General features: G+C 69.7%; 17 protein-coding genes. 11 read left to right on the forward strand and 6 right to left on the reverse strand.

Annotated elements, in window-relative coordinates:
• The 3 genes from MYF83_RS24715 to MYF83_RS24725 all read left to right on the forward strand — a co-directional run.
• A partial coding sequence (locus tag MYF83_RS24715) for a vitamin B12 dependent-methionine synthase activation domain-containing protein (RefSeq protein ID WP_279340003.1) occupies nt 1-563 on the forward strand: 563 nt, incomplete at its 5' end.
• Nucleotides 564-622: 59 nt separating this feature from the next.
• Nucleotides 623-1,267: an HAD family hydrolase gene (locus MYF83_RS24720; protein ID WP_248963083.1), complete on the forward strand. Its 645-nt coding sequence runs from the start codon at nt 623-625 to the stop codon at nt 1,265-1,267.
• A gap of 368 nt (nt 1,268-1,635) precedes the next feature.
• On the forward strand, nt 1,636-2,148 hold the full coding sequence (locus MYF83_RS24725) for a cellulose synthase (protein WP_248963084.1): 513 nt from the start codon (nt 1,636-1,638) through the stop codon (nt 2,146-2,148).
• 37 nt (nt 2,149-2,185) lie between these two features.
• Here MYF83_RS24725 and MYF83_RS24730 read toward each other — a convergent pair whose 3' ends face one another.
• Nucleotides 2,186-2,803 carry an ATP-binding protein gene (locus MYF83_RS24730; RefSeq protein ID WP_248963085.1) on the reverse strand — a complete coding sequence of 206 codons (618 nt, stop codon included), beginning with the start codon at nt 2,801-2,803 and terminating at the stop codon, nt 2,186-2,188.
• A 496-nt stretch (nt 2,804-3,299) separates the two neighbouring features.
• Here MYF83_RS24730 and MYF83_RS24735 point away from each other — a divergent pair, with 496 nt between their 5' ends.
• The 5 genes from MYF83_RS24735 (at nt 3,300) to MYF83_RS24755 (ending at nt 9,290) form a co-directional block, all read left to right on the forward strand.
• Entirely contained in the window at nt 3,300-4,292 is a 993-nt protein-coding gene (locus tag MYF83_RS24735; protein ID WP_248963086.1) for an ABC transporter permease, read from the forward strand.
• Between the two features lie 54 nt (nt 4,293-4,346).
• Complete coding sequence (locus MYF83_RS24740) at nt 4,347-6,122, forward strand: ABC transporter substrate-binding protein (RefSeq protein ID WP_248963087.1); 1,776 nt, start codon at nt 4,347-4,349, stop codon at nt 6,120-6,122.
• Between the two features lie 95 nt (nt 6,123-6,217).
• Nucleotides 6,218-7,237, forward strand: a complete 1,020-nt coding sequence (locus MYF83_RS24745) for an ABC transporter permease (protein ID WP_248963088.1) — start codon at nt 6,218-6,220, stop codon at nt 7,235-7,237.
• The gene (locus MYF83_RS24750; protein WP_248963089.1) at nt 7,234-8,259 is read left to right on the forward strand and encodes an ABC transporter ATP-binding protein; all 1,026 of its coding nucleotides are present in this window, start codon (nt 7,234-7,236) and stop codon (nt 8,257-8,259) included. The genes MYF83_RS24745 and MYF83_RS24750 overlap by 4 nt, the downstream gene beginning before the upstream one ends.
• A complete protein-coding gene (locus MYF83_RS24755) occupies nt 8,256-9,290 on the forward strand; it encodes an ABC transporter ATP-binding protein (RefSeq protein WP_308201498.1) in 1,035 nt (344 codons plus the stop codon). Before MYF83_RS24750 ends, MYF83_RS24755 begins: the two co-directional genes overlap by 4 nt.
• 132 nt (nt 9,291-9,422) lie before the next feature.
• Here MYF83_RS24755 and MYF83_RS24760 read toward each other — a convergent pair whose 3' ends face one another.
• Nucleotides 9,423-10,106 carry a response regulator gene (locus MYF83_RS24760; RefSeq protein WP_248963090.1) on the reverse strand — a complete coding sequence of 228 codons (684 nt, stop codon included), beginning with the start codon at nt 10,104-10,106 and terminating at the stop codon, nt 9,423-9,425.
• 5 nt (nt 10,107-10,111) lie between these two features.
• Nucleotides 10,112-11,284 carry a sensor histidine kinase gene (locus MYF83_RS24765; RefSeq protein ID WP_248963091.1) on the reverse strand — a complete coding sequence of 391 codons (1,173 nt, stop codon included), beginning with the start codon at nt 11,282-11,284 and terminating at the stop codon, nt 10,112-10,114.
• A gap of 115 nt (nt 11,285-11,399) precedes the next feature.
• Here MYF83_RS24765 and MYF83_RS24770 point away from each other — a divergent pair, with 115 nt between their 5' ends.
• Nucleotides 11,400-11,681 carry an MmyB family transcriptional regulator gene (locus MYF83_RS24770; RefSeq protein WP_248963092.1) on the forward strand — a complete coding sequence of 94 codons (282 nt, stop codon included), beginning with the start codon at nt 11,400-11,402 and terminating at the stop codon, nt 11,679-11,681.
• A gap of 48 nt (nt 11,682-11,729) precedes the next feature.
• On the opposite strand, the gene MYF83_RS24775 is transcribed toward MYF83_RS24770, so the two are convergent.
• The gene (locus MYF83_RS24775; RefSeq protein ID WP_248963093.1) at nt 11,730-11,945 is read right to left on the reverse strand and encodes a DUF397 domain-containing protein; all 216 of its coding nucleotides are present in this window, start codon (nt 11,943-11,945) and stop codon (nt 11,730-11,732) included.
• A complete protein-coding gene (locus tag MYF83_RS24780) occupies nt 11,933-12,757 on the reverse strand; it encodes a helix-turn-helix domain-containing protein (protein WP_248963094.1) in 825 nt (274 codons plus the stop codon). Before MYF83_RS24780 ends, MYF83_RS24775 begins: the two co-directional genes overlap by 13 nt.
• A gap of 240 nt (nt 12,758-12,997) precedes the next feature.
• Here MYF83_RS24780 and MYF83_RS24785 point away from each other — a divergent pair, with 240 nt between their 5' ends.
• Complete coding sequence (locus MYF83_RS24785; RefSeq protein ID WP_248963095.1) at nt 12,998-13,240, forward strand: hypothetical protein; 243 nt, start codon at nt 12,998-13,000, stop codon at nt 13,238-13,240.
• A 12-nt stretch (nt 13,241-13,252) separates the two neighbouring features.
• Here the strand turns inward: MYF83_RS24785 and MYF83_RS24790 are convergent, their stop codons facing one another.
• Entirely contained in the window at nt 13,253-14,113 is an 861-nt protein-coding gene (locus MYF83_RS24790) for a RecB family exonuclease (RefSeq protein ID WP_248963096.1), read from the reverse strand.
• A 113-nt stretch (nt 14,114-14,226) separates the two neighbouring features.
• Here MYF83_RS24790 and MYF83_RS24795 point away from each other — a divergent pair, with 113 nt between their 5' ends.
• A complete protein-coding gene (locus MYF83_RS24795) occupies nt 14,227-15,363 on the forward strand; it encodes a site-2 protease family protein (RefSeq protein WP_248963097.1) in 1,137 nt (378 codons plus the stop codon).
• The last annotated feature ends 250 nt before the right edge of the window (nt 15,364-15,613 follow it).

Here is a 15,613-nt window from a genome sequence, read left to right on the forward strand (position 1 = left end):
TGGTGTATGGGTATTTCCCGTGTGTGTCCGACGGCGATGATCTGATCATCCTGGATGAGAAGACCGGGAATGAGCGGACCCGGTTCTCTTTCCCGCGGCAGCGGCGGGACCGGCATCTGTGCCTGGCCGATTTCTTCCGGGGCAGTGACAGCGGTGAGGTGGATGTGGTGGCGTTCCAGGTGGCCACCATGGGCAGCCGGATCTCGGAGGCGACGGCGGAGTTGTTCGCCAAGGACGCCTACCGCGATTATCTGGAGTTGCATGGGTTGTCGGTGCAGTTGACCGAGGCGCTGGCCGAGTACTGGCATGCCCGGGTGCGGGGCGACTTGGGCATCGGCGGGGATGAGTCGCTGGCCGACATGTTGAAGGTCAACATCACCGGTTGCCGGTACTCGTTCGGGTATCCGGCGTGTCCGAACCTGGAGGACCAGCGGCAGTTGTTCGAGTTGCTGGACCCGGCCCGGATCGGGGTGAGCCTGTCGGAGGAGTTCCAGTTGCATCCCGAACAGGCCACCTCCGCCCTGATCGTCCACCACCCCGAAGCCAAATACTTCAACGTCTGACCTGGGCGGAGAAGCCGGTACCGTCTGCTGTGTACATGCGGGTGTCGTCAGGGGGATGAGTGGACGCGGTCTTCTTCGACATGGACGGGACCCTCGTCGACACCGAAAAGCTCTGGTTTCGAGCCGAGTCATCGGTGATGCGGCGCCTCGGCGCCGGGTGGACCACAGCCGACCAGGAGAACCTGGTCGGCGGCTCCATGCCGGCGACCGTCGACTACATGCTCAGGGTGAGCGGATCCGACAGGCATCCCGACGAGATCGAGGCCTGGATGCTCGACACCGTCCTCGGCCTGCTCGCCGACGGCTTCGAGATGATGCCGGGAGCCGCCGAGCTCCTGGCCGAGGTCCGCACGTCTCGCCTGCCCACGGGCCTGGTCACCTCCTCCTCCCGCCTGATGGCGGACGCCGTGCTCGCCGGCATCGGGCGCGGCTACTTCGACGTCGTGGTGACCGGTGACGACGTCGAGCGGTTCAAACCCGACCCCGAGCCCTACCTGAGAGCGGCGAGAGTCCTCGGCGTGGACCCCGCGCGATGCGCCGTCCTGGAGGACTCACCGACCGGCGTCGCGGCGGCCACGGCCGCGGGCTGCGCCGTCGTCGCCATCCCCAGCGTCGTCCCCATCCCACCCGCCCCCCGCCGCCTCGTCGTCGATTCCCTCAAACAAATCGACCTGCCCACCCTCCAAAACCTCGTCCTCTCCTAACCCCCCACGAACTCCCCCGCCCAACCCACCAAACGCTCCCGGCGACTGGAGCAGCCGGTTCCCTTCGGGCCCCGGAGATGGGTGCCCGGTTCCCTTCCGGCCCCCCGGGTGGTGGGGCGGCCGGTTCCCTTGGGCCCCCCGGGTGGTGGGGCGTTCGGCGCCGTGGCGGTGGGAGGTGGTACGGCGGGGTCGGCGCCGTTGTGCGGTGGGTGACCCGTCGGGCCGCGGGGTCAGGGGTGGACCCTGTGGTGGGTAGGGGAGGGATCATGCTGAGGGCCGGGGGATGGGCCATCCTTTGGGAGGAGGGGCCACCGCTCGTGCGCGTGCCAGGATGGAACGGTAAGCAATGACAAAGGGGGCGAGCCGTTATGTCCTTCGACCAGATCGCCTGGTTGCCGCTGTGCGCGGGGGTGACAGCAGCGGGGCTGGTGCTGAGCTTCCTGGCGTTCCGCAGGAGGGGCGCGGGCGCGGGCTTGCGTGGCGCCGCGTGGTCCCTGATCCCGCTGGCCGCCTACCTCACCGGCGCGCTCCCGGCCCTCTGGCAGGCCGGCACGGCCGTGGTCGGCTTCGTCACCGGCCTGGTCTTCTCGCCGACGGTCTGGGCCGGGGTGATCGTGGCCGGCCTGTCGGCGCTGCTGTTCCTGGTCTCCGGGGTCCTGCGCAGGAGGCGCGGAGGCGCAGCGGGCGGCGCGAAGAGCCGCCGCGCGGAGCGGGCCCAGGCGGGCGCACCGGGCGCGGGTGCCGCGGCCGGTGCGGGCGCGACGCCGACCCCCGGCGCGACTCAGCCGCTCCGGCGTCCACTGCAGGCCAAGCCCGCCGCACCGGCCGACGACGACCTGTCCGACATCGAGGAGATCCTCAAGCGCCGGGGCATCAGCTGACGCGCTGACACCCCGCGGGAGCGTTCGCGGGCACCCGCTAAGGGAACCGCTCCGACACGCGGGCCGGGCGCTCGTCTGGACCGGGGTGTTCGCCGGAAGGAACGGGCCGCTCCCCGTCGAGGAGACGGCGGGTGAACCAGACCGTCTTGCCGGACGGGCTCGGACCGGCGGGGTTCGGATGGGTGGGATCCGGGCCGGTGGGTCCAAGGCGGTGGGGGTCCGGGCTGTTGGACCCAGGATGAGAGTCCGGGTCGCCGGGTCCGGGGCGGTGGGCATCCTGGGCGGGAGGTCCAGGGGGGTGGGGGGAAGGGGTGGCGCCCCAGTGGTCGGCGAGGGCGTCTACGATCATCAGGCCTCGCCCGTGGCAGGCGTCCGCCGCCGCGTCGAGCCGGTGCGGGCGCTCCGGGCCGTGGTCGATGACCTCCCCGCGGAGCACTCCGGCGCCGGCGTGCAGCGTCAGCCGTATCGGAGGAGCGCCATGCGCGACGGCGTTGGTGACCAGCTCGCTGACGATGAGGATCACCTCGTCCGAGAGGTGGGGCAGTCCCCAGCCGGTGAGCGTCCGGCGTACCAGTCGCCGGGCCCCGGCGACCGCCGCCCGGTCGCACGCGAGCTCCCACGACATGGTCCGGTGTCCCCTCGGAGGTCCGATCATCGATGCTCCTTGCCGCCGGCCTCGCCCCGTATGGCGTGCGCCATCACGAGAGATACGGAGCCGGGGCGCATTACGTTCGGATAACGACGTCTCAGGCTTCAAGATCCGCCACTGCGGTCCCGGGCGGCCTGGATAGGATCGGCGATCACGTGGTCCGGGCCATGATCTTCCCGCCTCGCCGTGCCGGGCGCGCGGCCCTCCGGCCCCGCTGCGCCTATGCCGTCGAGACTCCGAGCGCCGTGTCACAGTTCCGGGACACAACCGAAACATGCCTCCGACATTCGGTCCAAGATCAACACGAATGAATTTCGCATGAATCACAGTTGAGCCACATAGCGCCCTTAGGTACTGGTCAGTGCAGCTCAGCACATAGATTCTGCGTCCGGGGGCCGTACACCTGCGGCCTGCCCGTAAAGATGGGCGACACCTGCGGCCACCGGCGGCGGGTGGCACATCGCACAGACAAAGTCGTCTGGGATCCAGGGGGCCGACAACTATGACCGCACCGCTCGACGTCTCCGGCACGGAGCTCGAGGCCGCGCCGGAAGCCGTTCTGGCCGGGGCGCAGGGCAAGGCGATCCAGGGGCGATCGCTTGGTCAGATCGCATGGATGCGCCTCAAACGGGACAAGGTGGCGCTCACCGGCGCCGGCGTAGTGATCTTCCTGATCCTGGTGGCCGTCTTCGCCCCGCTGATCGTCGGCTGGCTCGGGCATCCCCCTAACGACTTCAACCAGGACCTCATCAGCTCCGAGACGCTGGCGCCCAAGGACGGCACCGGCATCGGCTGGGACCACCTGTTCGGCGTCGAGCCGGTCAACGGCCGCGACCTGTTCAGCCGCATCGTCTACGGCGCCCGCATCTCGCTGCTCATCGCCTTCCTCGCCACGCTGCTGTCGGTGGCGATCGGCACCATCCTCGGCGTCATGGCCGGCTACCTCGGCGGCTGGGTCGACTCGGTGATCAGCAAGGCGATGGACGTCTTCCTCGCCTTCCCGCTGCTGGTCTTCGCCATCGCGCTGGCCGGCATCGTGCCCGACTCGGCGTTCGGCCTCTCCGGCGACGCGCTGCGCGTCTCGCTGCTGGTCTTCATCATCGGCTTCTTCAACTGGCCCTACATCGGCCGCATCATGCGCGGTCAGACGCTGTCGCTGCGCGAGCGGGAGTTCATCGACGCGGCCCGCAGCCTGGGCGCCCGGGGCCCGTACATCATCTTCCGCGAGATGCTGCCCAACCTCATGGCGCCGATCCTGATCTACGCCACGCTGCTGATCCCGACCAACATCGTGTTCGAGGCGGCGCTGTCCTTCCTCGGCGTGGGCGTGCGCCCGCCTACCGCGACCTGGGGCGGCATGCTGTCCGACGCCGTGCGGTTCTACACGATCCCGCACTTCATGTTCTTCCCCGGTATGGCGATCTTCATCACCGTGCTCGCCTTCAACCTGCTCGGTGACGGTCTTCGCGACGCCCTCGACCCGAGGGCACGATGAGCTCCACCTGATTCCCCCGTAAGTTCCCTGGCTCCGACAACAAGGGGTTTGTACATGAAGAGAAAAACCACGCTGGGGGTGACCGCCCTGGGTGCGGTTCTCGCCCTGGGGCTGTCCGCCTGTGGCGGCGGCGGCGCGGCGACGCCGAGCCAGTCCGGCTCGGCGCCGGCCGGTGGTGGCGCGAAGGCAGAGTTCAACGCCGCACTCACGCAGGTGTTCAACCCTTCCGACAAGAAGGGCGGCATCCTCAAGTTCGCCAACGCGGGTGACTGGGACTCCCTCGACCCGGCCGACACCTACTACGGCTACTCCTGGAACTTCATCCGGCTGTACGGCCGCTCTCTGGTGATGTTCAAGCCGGCCCCCGGCAAGGAGAGCACCCAGCTGGTCCCCGACCTCGCCGAGACCCTGGGCGTTCCGAGCGACGACGCCAAGACGTGGACCTACAAGCTGCGGGCGGGCGTCAAGTTCGAGGACGGCACGCCGATCACCTCCAAGGACGTGAAGTACGGCGTCCTGCGGTCGCTGGACAAGGAGGTGTTCCCCGACGGGTACACCTACTTCAACGACACCCTGGACCTGCCGAAGGACTACAAGGGTCCCTACAAGTCCAAGGGCGTCAACACCGACAAGGCGATCGAGACCCCCGACGACCAGACGATCGTCTTCCACCTGAAGCAGGCCTACAGCGGCTTCGACTACTTCGCGCAGCTCCCGGCGACGATCCCGGTTCCGGAGGCCAAGGACACGGGCGCCAAGTACAAGGAGCACGTGATCTCCTCGGGCCCGTACAAGTTCGACAAGAACGAGATCGGCAAGGGCTTCAACCTGGTCCGCAACGACCAGTGGGACGCGGCCTCCGACCCGAACCGCAAGGCTCTGCCCGACGGCTACGAGGTCACGACCAACGTCAACGCCGACGACATCGACAACCGGCTCCTCTCGGGTGACCTGCACGTCGACATCGCGGGCACCGGCGCCCAGCCGGCCACGCTCGGCCGCGTGCTGACCGACCCGGCGCTGAAGGCCAACACGGACAACCCGACGATCACTCGTCTGTGGTACACGTCGATCAACGGCAACGTGAAGCCGCTGGACAACCTCGACTGCCGCAAGGCCGTCGAGTACGCCGCGGACAAGGTCGCCTACCAGACCGCCTACGGAGGCGAGTTCTCCGGTGGCCAGATCGCGACGAGCCTGCTGCCCCCCGGCATCCCCGGCCACCAGGACATCAACCCCTACCCGGCGGGTGCGGACAACCACGGTGACGTCACCAAGGCCAAGGAGGCCCTGACGGCCTGTGGCCAGCCGAACGGCTTCGAGACCAACATCTCCTACCGGGCCGAGCGCCCGAAGGAGAAGGCCACCGCCGAGGCGCTGCAGCAGTCCCTGGCCAAGGTCGGCATCAAGCTCACGCTGAAGCCGTTCCCGCAGGCCGACTACTTCGCCCTGTACGCCGGCAAGCCCGGTTACGCCAAGGACAACAAGCTGGGCCTGGCCGTCAACGGCTGGGGTGCCGACTGGCCCGACGGTTACGGCTTCCTGCAGCAGATGGTCGACAGCCGCGTGATCCGTGAGACCGGCGGCTCGTCCAACATCAGCGTCCGCGACCCCGAGGTCGACAAGCTGCTCGACCAGGCCTCCCTGGAGACCGACGTCGCCAAGCGCGAGCCGATCTGGGGCCAGATCGACCAGAAGGTCATGGACGACGCGTACATCCTTCCCGGCATCTGGGCCAAGAGCCTGCTGATTCGTGGTAAGGGCGTGACGAACGTCTTCTACAGCGAGGCGACCGGCATGTACGACTACCTCAGCATGGGCCTGCAGTAGCAGGTCCGCGCCACCAGGTAAACCGATAGATCCGATAGACACGTGAACGCGGCAGGGGGCCGGCCGACCGGCCGGCCCCCGGAGCCGGGGGGACTGTGGTCACATACATCATCCGGCGCCTGATCTGGGGTGTCGTCATGCTCGCCATCGTGAGCATGACCACCTTTGCCATCTTCTTCCTGGTGCCCCGCCTGGCGGGCGCCACCTCGGACAGCCTCGCCGCACGGTACGTCGGCCGTACCGCCAACGCCGAGCAGGTCAAGATCGCCGCTGAGCGGCTCGGCTTCAACGATCCGCTGATCGTGCAGTACGGCCGGTTCGCCAAGGGCATCGTCGTGGGCGCCGACTACAACTACGGTCCCGGTGTCGAGCGCTGCCCCGCGCCGTGCCTCGGGTACTCCTTCCTCACCCGCCTGCCGGTGTGGCCCGACCTGCTCACCCGGCTGCCGGTCACCATCTCGCTCGCCCTAGGCGCGGCGGTGATCTGGCTCATCGCCGGCGTGGCGACCGGCGTCGTCTCGGCCCTGAGACGCGGCAGCTTCTTCGACCGGGCGTCGATGAGCATCGCGCTGGCCGGGGTGTCACTCCCCATCTTCTTCACCGGCATCGTGTCGCTGGTGCTGTTCAGCTACGGCCGTCCCTTCGCGATCACCGCGCCGGGCGGCAGCTTCACCCCGTTCTTCACCAACCCCGTCCAGTGGGCGTACAGCCTGCTCCTGCCCTGGATCACGCTGGCCTTCCTGTACGCCGCCGGGTACGCGCGGCTCACACGATCAGGCATGCTTGAGACGATGAACGAGGACTACATACGCACGGCCAGGGCGAAGGGCCTCACCGAACGCGTGGTCGTCTTCAAACACGGCCTGCGCGGCGCGCTCACCCCGATCCTGACCATCTTCGGCCTCGACCTCGGCCTGCTGATGGGCGGCGCGGTGCTCACCGAGAGCACCTTCTCCCTGCCGGGCATCGGCAAGTACGCCATCGACGCGATCACGAGCCAGGACCTGCCGAAGGTCATGGGCGTCGTGCTGGTCACCGCGTTCTTCGTCGTCCTTGCCAACCTTGTCGTCGACCTGCTGTACGCGGTGGTCGACCCGAGAGTGAGGCTCACATGAGCTTTCTCGAGCTGAACGACCTGCGCGTCCACTTCCCGACCGACGACGGCCTGGTCAAGTCGGTCGACGGGCTCACCTTCAAGCTGGAGCGCGGCAAGACCCTCGGCATCGTGGGCGAGTCGGGTTCGGGCAAGAGCGTCACGAGCCTGGCGATCCTCGGCCTGCACAAGGGCGGCCGGGCCATGATCTCCGGCGAGATCTGGCTGGACGGTGAGGAGCTGGTCTCCGCGAGCGCGGAGCACGTGCGGACGCTGCGCGGCAAGAAGATGGCGATGATCTTCCAGGATCCGCTGTCGGCCATGCACCCCTACTACACGGTGGGCGCGCAGATCGTCGAGGCGTACCGGATCCACCATCACGTCAGCAAGGCGGTGGCCCGCAAGCATGCCATCGACATGCTGGGCCGGGTCGGCATCCCGCAGCCCGAGAGGCGCATCGACAGCTACCCGCACGAGTTCTCGGGCGGCATGCGCCAGCGCGCCATGATCGCCATGGCGCTCTCATGCGACCCCGAACTGCTGATCGCCGACGAGCCGACGACCGCCCTGGACGTGACCGTCCAGGCGCAGATCCTCGACCTGATGCGCGACCTGCAGCAGGAGTTCAACTCCGCGCTGATCATCATCACGCACGACCTCGGCGTGGTCGCCGAGCTCTCCGACGACATCCTGGTGATGTACGGCGGCAAGTGCATCGAGTACGGCACCGCCGAGGACATCTTCGAGCGGCCCGAGCACCCCTACACCTGGGGCCTGCTCGGCTCGATGCCGCGGCTCGACCGCGCGCGCACCGAGCGGCTGATGCCCATCAAGGGCACTCCGCCGTCCCTGATCAACGTGCCCTCCGGCTGCGCCTTCCACCCCCGCTGCGCCTTCGAGGGCCGTACGGGCGGCAAGGCGAATACGCAGGTGCCCGAGCTCCTCGAGACCGAGGGCGGGCACCTGGTGCGATGCCACCTGCCGCGGGAGGAACGGCGCGCCATCTGGGAGAACGAGATCAAGCCCAACCTGGAGTCCGTGTGAGCGAGTCGCCCGAGCCCTTGCTGTCCGTTCAGGGCCTGGAGAAGCACTTCCCGATCACCAAGGGGCTGATCAAGCGCCAGGTCGGGGCGGTCAAGGCCGTGGACGGGCTGTCGTTCGACGTCGTCAAGGGCGAGACGCTCGGCCTGGTGGGGGAGTCGGGGTGTGGCAAGACCACGACCGGCCGCCTGATCACCCGCCTGCTGGAGCCCACCGGCGGGAAGGTCGTCTTCGAGGGCAGGGACATCACCCACATGTCCCAGGGCGCCCTGCGGCCGCTGCGCCGCGACATGCAGATGATCTTCCAGGACCCCTACAGCTCGCTCAACCCGCGCCACACCGTGGGCGCCATCGTGGGCGCGCCGTTCCGCATCCAGGGCGTGAAGACCGAGCACGGCACCAAGAAGGCCGTGCAGGACATCCTGGAGCTGGTCGGGCTCAACCCCGAGCACTACAACCGCTACCCGCACGAGTTCTCCGGCGGCCAGCGGCAGCGCATCGGCATCGCGAGGACGCTGGCGCTCAAGCCCAAGCTGATCATCGCCGACGAGCCGGTGTCGGCGCTGGACGTGTCCATCCAGGCCCAGGTCGTGAACCTGCTGGAGGACCTGCAGAACGAGCTCGACCTCACCTATGTCGTGATCGCGCACGACCTGTCGGTGGTCCGGCACATCAGCGACCGGGTCGCCGTCATGTACCTTGGCAAGATCGTCGAGATCGCCGACCGGCAGGCCCTGTACGAGGCGCCGATGCACCCGTACACCACGGCGCTCCTGTCGGCCGTGCCCGTCCCCGACGTCAAACGGCGCACCGAGCGCGAGCGCATCCGGCTCCAGGGCGACGTGCCGAGCCCGCTCAACCCGCCGTCGGCCTGCCGCTTCCACACCCGCTGCTGGAAGGCCCAGGAGATCTGCAAGACCGTGGAGCCGCCCCTCGCGGAGCTGGCCACCGGCCACCAGGTCGCCTGCCACTTCCCGGAGAACGCCCCGAAGGACGCCGTGCCCGGCGACGCCGGGACCGCCGTCCCCGCCTGACGCGGACCGTCACGCGGGTACGTGCTCGCATCGCCGTGCCCGCGGCCGGCCCTCCGGCGGTCGGCAGAGCCGGCCTGCGGCGGATGGGAGAGCCGGCCCGCGGTGAAGGGGGGCCGGCCTCGGGGCGCGCTGTCAGGGGATGGCGCCCGGGGTGATCAGACCCGTCTCGTAGGCCAGGACCACGGCCTGCACGCGGTCGCGCAGCGCCAGCTTGGTCAGCACGTTGCCCACGTGGGTCTTCACGGTCGTCTCGCTGACCACCAGCTCGGCGGCGATCTCGGCGTTGGACATGCCTTTGGCGATGAGCCGCAGCACCTCCAGCTCGCGCTCGGTCAGCCGGTGGACGCGGGCGGGGGTGGCCTGCTGGTGGGCGGAGGGCAGCCGGCTGGCGAACTTGTCCAGCAGCCGCCTGGTGACGCTGGGCGCGACGATGGCGTCCCCGGCGGCCACGACCCGGATGGCCTGCACCAGTTCGTCGGGCGGCACGTCCTTCAGCAGGAACCCGCTCGCGCCGGCGCGCAGCGCCTCGACGATGTACTCGTCCAGGTCGAAGGTGGTCAGGACCAGGACGCGCGGCACGTGGGCGCCGGGGGCGGCCTCGCGCACGATGCGCCGGGTGGCGTCGATGCCGTCCACGCCGGGCATGCGGATGTCCATGAGGACCACGTCCGGCAGCAGGGCCCGTGACTGGTCCTGCGCCGTGGACCCGTTGCCCGCCTCACCGACCACCGTGATGTCGGGCTCGGCCTCCAGGATGAGCCGGAAGCCGGTGCGCAGAAGCGGCTGGTCGTCGACCAGCAACACCCTGATAGTCATGTGTGTCAGTCCTTGAGGGGGAATCGGGCCCGGACCTCGAATCCGCCCCCCTGTCGTGGGCCGATCCGCAGGATTCCACCATAAAGGGCGACACGCTCGCGTATGCCCACCAGACCGTGACCGGGCCGATCCTCCGGGCCACGGGCGAGCCGCCCGTTCCCGCCGCGCCCGTCGTCTTCCACCTGGACCAGGAGCTCGCCCGGGTCGTGGCGGACGGTCACCCATGCCCGCGCCGCGGGCCCCGCGTGCCGCAGGCTGTTGGTCAGCGCCTCCTGGACCAGGCGGTAGGCGGCCAGGTCGATGCCCGGGGGGAGCACCTGCCGCTCGCCCTCGATCCAGAGCTGGGCCCGCAGCCCCGCCTCGCGCATCTGGTCGACCAGCACGGGCAGGTCGCCCATGCCGGGCTGCGGCGCCAGCTCCCCGCTCTCGCCGTCGGTGCGCAGCACCCCGACGATGCCCCGCATCTCCCGCATCGCGGTCCTGCCCATCTCCTCGATGGCCATCAGGGCGTCCTTGGCGGCCTCCGGGCGGGTGTCCAGCACCTTGCGGGCGGCGGCGGCCTGCACCGTCATCACGCTCACGTGGTGGGCCACCACGTCGTGCAGCTCACGGGCGATGCGTGACCGCTCCTCGGCACGGGCGGCCCGCGTGTCGGACTCCCTGGCCCGCTCCAGCCGCTCGGCGCGGTCCACCAGCTCGGCGAGGTAGGCCCGGCGCAGCCGGACCGAGCGCCCCACCACCCACACGGCCAGCGCCACCACGGCGACCACCGTCTGCTGGGGCCAGCCGCCCGGGTCGTGCGCCAGGATCAGGGAGGTGACGTAGGCGAAGGAAGCGACCGCGGCGGCCACGAGGCTGAGCGCAAGGCCGCGGTAGGCCGCCACGGTGTAGAGCAGGATGAGCGACACCAGCCCGGTGAGCCCGCCGTCGTAGTTCAGCGCGGCCAGGGCGATCTGCGGGAGTTCGGCGAGCCAGAGGAGGACGAACGGCCAGCGTCTGCGCAGCGCCAGCGGCAGGCACGTCAGCGTGATGAGGGCGAGGCTCAGGGCGTCCGCCGCCCTGATCGGGCCGTGCCCGGCGGAGGGGGTGCCGGTGCCGGCGAGGACGGCGGTGGTGATCGACAGCCCCGTCAGGACCAGCGCGAGAGCCGAGTCGCCGACCACGGGATGGGTTCTCAACCAAGCTCGCGGACTGCCGGGGGTGGTGCGCACCCTCTCAATTTAGGACGTCTTCGCTGCCCGCCACCCTGCTGAGGATGGATATCGTCCTCATCCCGCGGAAGGACGCGCGGGCGTGTTCCGGCGGCGGGCGCGCGTTCAGGCGGCGGGGAGCCGCCAGGACGAAGCTCCTGCCGCCGTCCGGGCCCAGGCGCGCCCACAACGGATCATGGGGGTCAAGCGCTACAACCACCCCATCGTCGGGCGGATAACCCTCACCTATCACACGCTGGCGCTTGCGGAGGGACCCGAGCAGACCCTGTACGTCTACACCACCGAGCCGGGGTCGCCGTCGGCCGAGGGCCTGCGGCTGCTGGCCAAGTGGATCGAAGAGGGCAACATCCCACCCGTTCGCTAGATGCGGTCCGTACGGCCACGCGGGTGCCCGTACGGACCGGGCGCCGGGTCAGATGCCGAAGAGGCCCTCCTTGACGCCGTGGCGGAAGCGGGTCCACTCACTGGCCGCGAAGACCAGTGCGGGGCCGGCCGGATGCTTGCTGTCGCGTACGCCGACCCGCCCGCCGGACAGGCGGGCGATCTCGACACAGTTGCCGCCGCTGCTCCCGGAATAGGGGGACTTGAACCATGCCGCTTCGCGTAGCTCGTCCTTCAGATGGTCCATCGCTCAATCGTCTCCCTGATCAACTCGAGCGACGCGCGCTGGGGGAGCGCCTCAGCGCGGATCACTTCGTACCTCACGGTGAGCTCTTCGACCTCCGCCGCCCGCTCGACGACCTGGCCGTGACCCGCGGATTCGAGGTACACGGTATCGGGCAGGCCGCGGGTCTGGGCGATAATGAACCCCCCTTCGAGACCGGTGGTGGAGAACGCGCTGAGGGGAAGGATCTGGATGGTGACGCAGGGCAGGGCGCCGGCCTCGAGCAGGCGATCGAGCTGCGCCGCCATCACCCGCGCGCTGCCGATCGGCCGGTGCAGCACCGCCTCGTCGAGCACCGCCCATAACATGGGCGGCTCCGGGCGCTCAAAGATGCGCTGGCGGTCCATGCGGGCCGTCACCTGCTCCTCGACCTCCTCGGGGGTCACCCGGGGCTCTCCGAGCAGGATCGCGCGGGCGTACTCCTCGGTCTGGAGCAGCCCGGGCACGACGAGCGGCTCCCAGGTGTGCAGCGTGCCGGCCTCGCGCTCCACCTCCAGCCAGGGACGGAACCAGGGCGGGGTGGACGCGCGGTTGATGAACGGCCACAGCCTGATCAGGGCGCCGTCGAGTTGCAGGGCCTTGTCGCAGCGCTCGGCGAAATCGCGTGATGGGCTGCGCCTGGCGTTCTCCACCATGCCCACCAGGGCCACGGAGAAGCAGATCTTCTGCGCGAGCTGGTCCATCGTCCAGCCGGCCGTGGTGCGGTGCCGTCGCAGCTCATAGCCGAAGAGTGCCTGGGCGGAGGCAGCCGGGTCGAGCTCTCGGGGGGCGGGCATCCTGGCTCCGTTCGTCGGGTGCTACGACTCTCCTAACGTCTTCCACAAGTCTTTACACACAAAGTGTCGGATACGCAATGGAGGCGGATGGGTACCGTTCGTAGTCGCCGGGCGGCAGTCTGGAAGAGGCGAGCGGGCGATGGCCGGGTGAACGGCGGAGGCGATGACGAACATGCCACAGCATCATCGTGAGCGTGCGGGCGGACGGAGTCCAGTGCGGCGAGGAGCGGGGGGCGGCCGGTGATCTACTCCGCACATGAGCACGCCGAGATCCCCGAGGGGCAGCGGCACGCCAACCTGGAGACCGTGAGACGCGTGCGCGAGACGGTGTCGGAGTTGGTGGGCGCCGAGCGCCGCCGGCGGCAGGCCGCGGGGTTGATCATCTCCTGGAGCCTCGACCGGCAGCAACTCGACGAGGCGGCGGCCGCGCTCGGCCTGCCGCCCCTGCAGGACGAGGAGTGGCAGGCCGTCAGCGGGGAATGAGGGCCGCCGCGGTCAGAGCTCGTCGGTGGCGGCGCGGCGGGAGCCGCGGGTGGTGTCGCCGGGGCGGCGGTCGGGGACCGGCGGGGGAGTGCCGCCCCACTCGGGGCACAGGGCCTGGTAATCGCACCAATCGCAGAGTTTGCTGCGGCGGGCGCGCCACTCACGGGTGGTGAGCGACCGCTCGATGGCCTCCCAGAGCGCCTGCACCTTGCGCTCGGTGGCCCGCAGGTCGGCCTCGTCGGGGGCGTAACGGACGATCTCGCCGTTGCCGAGGTACATCAGCTGGAGCAGCCGGGGCACCGTGCCGCGCAGGCGCCACAGGACCAGGGCGTAGAACTTCATCTGGAACAGCGCCTTGGCCTCGAAGTCGCGGCCCGGCGCGCTGCCGGTCTTGTAGTCGACCACGCGCACGTCGCCGGTGGGCGCCACGTCGAGCCGGTCGATGTAGCCCCGCAGCATCAGCCCGCTGTCGAGCACCGCCTCGACGTAGAGCTCCCGCTGGGCGGGCTCCAGGCGGCGGGGATCCTCCAGGGCGAAGTAGCGTTCGAGCATCTGCCGCGCCTGGCCGATCCAGCGCTCGTGCTCGGTGTCGTCCTCGAACAGCGTCGAGTATTCGGGCGACCGCTCCAGCAGGCGGGACCACTGCGGGTCGAGCAGGGCCTGCGCCGAGGCGACGGTGCGCTCGTCGGCCGGCAGGTCGTACAGCCGCTCCAGCACCGCGTGGACGAGCGTGCCGCGCACGGCGGCGGGTGAGGGCCGCTCGGGCAGCTGGTCGATCACGCGGAAGCGGTAGAGCAGCGGACATGTCATGAAGTCACCCGCGCGGGAGGGAGAGAGGGTGCCGATGATCGCGGGCGGCTCCGAAATGCTCATGCCGGAACTGTAGGTCAGCCCGCCGACACTTTAGGCCGAAGGCGTGCACGTGATCGGCCGTACATCCCTCCAGGGCGCGTAGCATCGAGGCACAAGGAGGGAAGACGACAATCATGAGCACCCAGACCCCGCAACGCCCCGCGTCTCCTGGGCTGCGCATGGGAAGGCCTTTCGGCATCCCCGTCTACGTCTCGCCGACCTGGCTGATCGTCGCGGCGTTCATCACCTACACCTTCCAGCCCGTGGTGGCGAACAGCCTGCCCGGCAGGGGCACGCTCACCACCTACCTGGTCGCCTTCGTGTTCGCCGTCTTCCTGTACGTCTCGGTGCTGCTCCACGAGCTCGCGCACTGCGTGATGGCCCGCTATTTCGGGCTTCCGGTGCGCCGTATCACCCTCTACCTCCTCGGCGGGGTCTCCGAGATCGAGCGCGAGCCCGAGACGCCGGCCAGGGAGTTCCTGGTGGCCTTCGTGGGCCCGCTGCTCTCGCTGGGCCTGGCCGGGATCGGCTTCGCCGCGAGCATGGTCATCCCCGAGCAGACCATCCTGCACGTCCTGGTCTGGCAGCTCTGGTTCTCCAACGCCATCGTCGGGGTGTTCAACCTGCTGCCCGGCCTGCCGCTCGACGGCGGCCGCATGCTGCGCGCGGGTGTGTGGAAGCTCACCCGCAACCCCATCACCGGCACGGCGGCCGCCGCCTGGTTCGGCCGGGGGCTGGCCGTCGCCCTGGTCGTCGGCACGCTGGGGCTGTCGCTGCTGCCCGGTCAGGAGCCCGACTGGGGTTCGCTGCTCTGGTCGGTGCTGCTGGCCTCGTTCATCTGGGTCGGGGCCAGCCAGTCGCTGCAGGTGGCCAAGGTGCGCGCCCGCATGCCGCAGCTTCAGGCCCGCACGCTCGCCAGGCGGGCCATCCCCGTCACCCCCGAGGTGCCGCTGGCCGAGGCCATGCGGCGGGCCCGCGAGGCGCAGGCCGGCGCCATGGTGGTCGTCGACCACGACGGGCACCCCACCGCGATCGTCAACGAGGCGGCCGTGGCCGCCACGCCCGAGCACCGGCGCCCCTGGGTGACCGTCGGCTCGCTGTCCCGCACCCTGGAGCCGTCGCTGGTGCTCCCGGCCGACCTGGCGGGCGAATCCCTGATCGACGCCATGCGCGAGGCCCCCTCCGGGGAGTACCTCCTGGTGGAGCGCGGCGGTGACGTCTACGGCGTCCTGGTCACCGCGGACGTGAACCGCGTCTTCTCCGGGGTCTGACCCGCCCGGCGTCGAAGCGGGCGGCTCCTCGCCGGGTGCCCGCCGGACTTCCCTGACATAAGGCCGACCGCCGGATGATGCGTCCAGGCGAACCTCAGGTGCCGGTCAGGCGTCTGATCAGTGGCGCACGCCACGGGGGCCGGCCGGGAACACGCAGGGGAAGATCTCCCGCTATGTCCCACTCGTCTTCCGCGCGGGCCCACACTACTGTTCTGATCAGCCGATCAGTGTTCGTCGGCCAGGCATGTTA

The sequence above is a fragment of the Sphaerisporangium perillae genome, assembly GCF_023276435.1.
GTDB lineage: Bacteria > Actinomycetota > Actinomycetes > Streptosporangiales > Streptosporangiaceae > Sphaerisporangium > Sphaerisporangium perillae.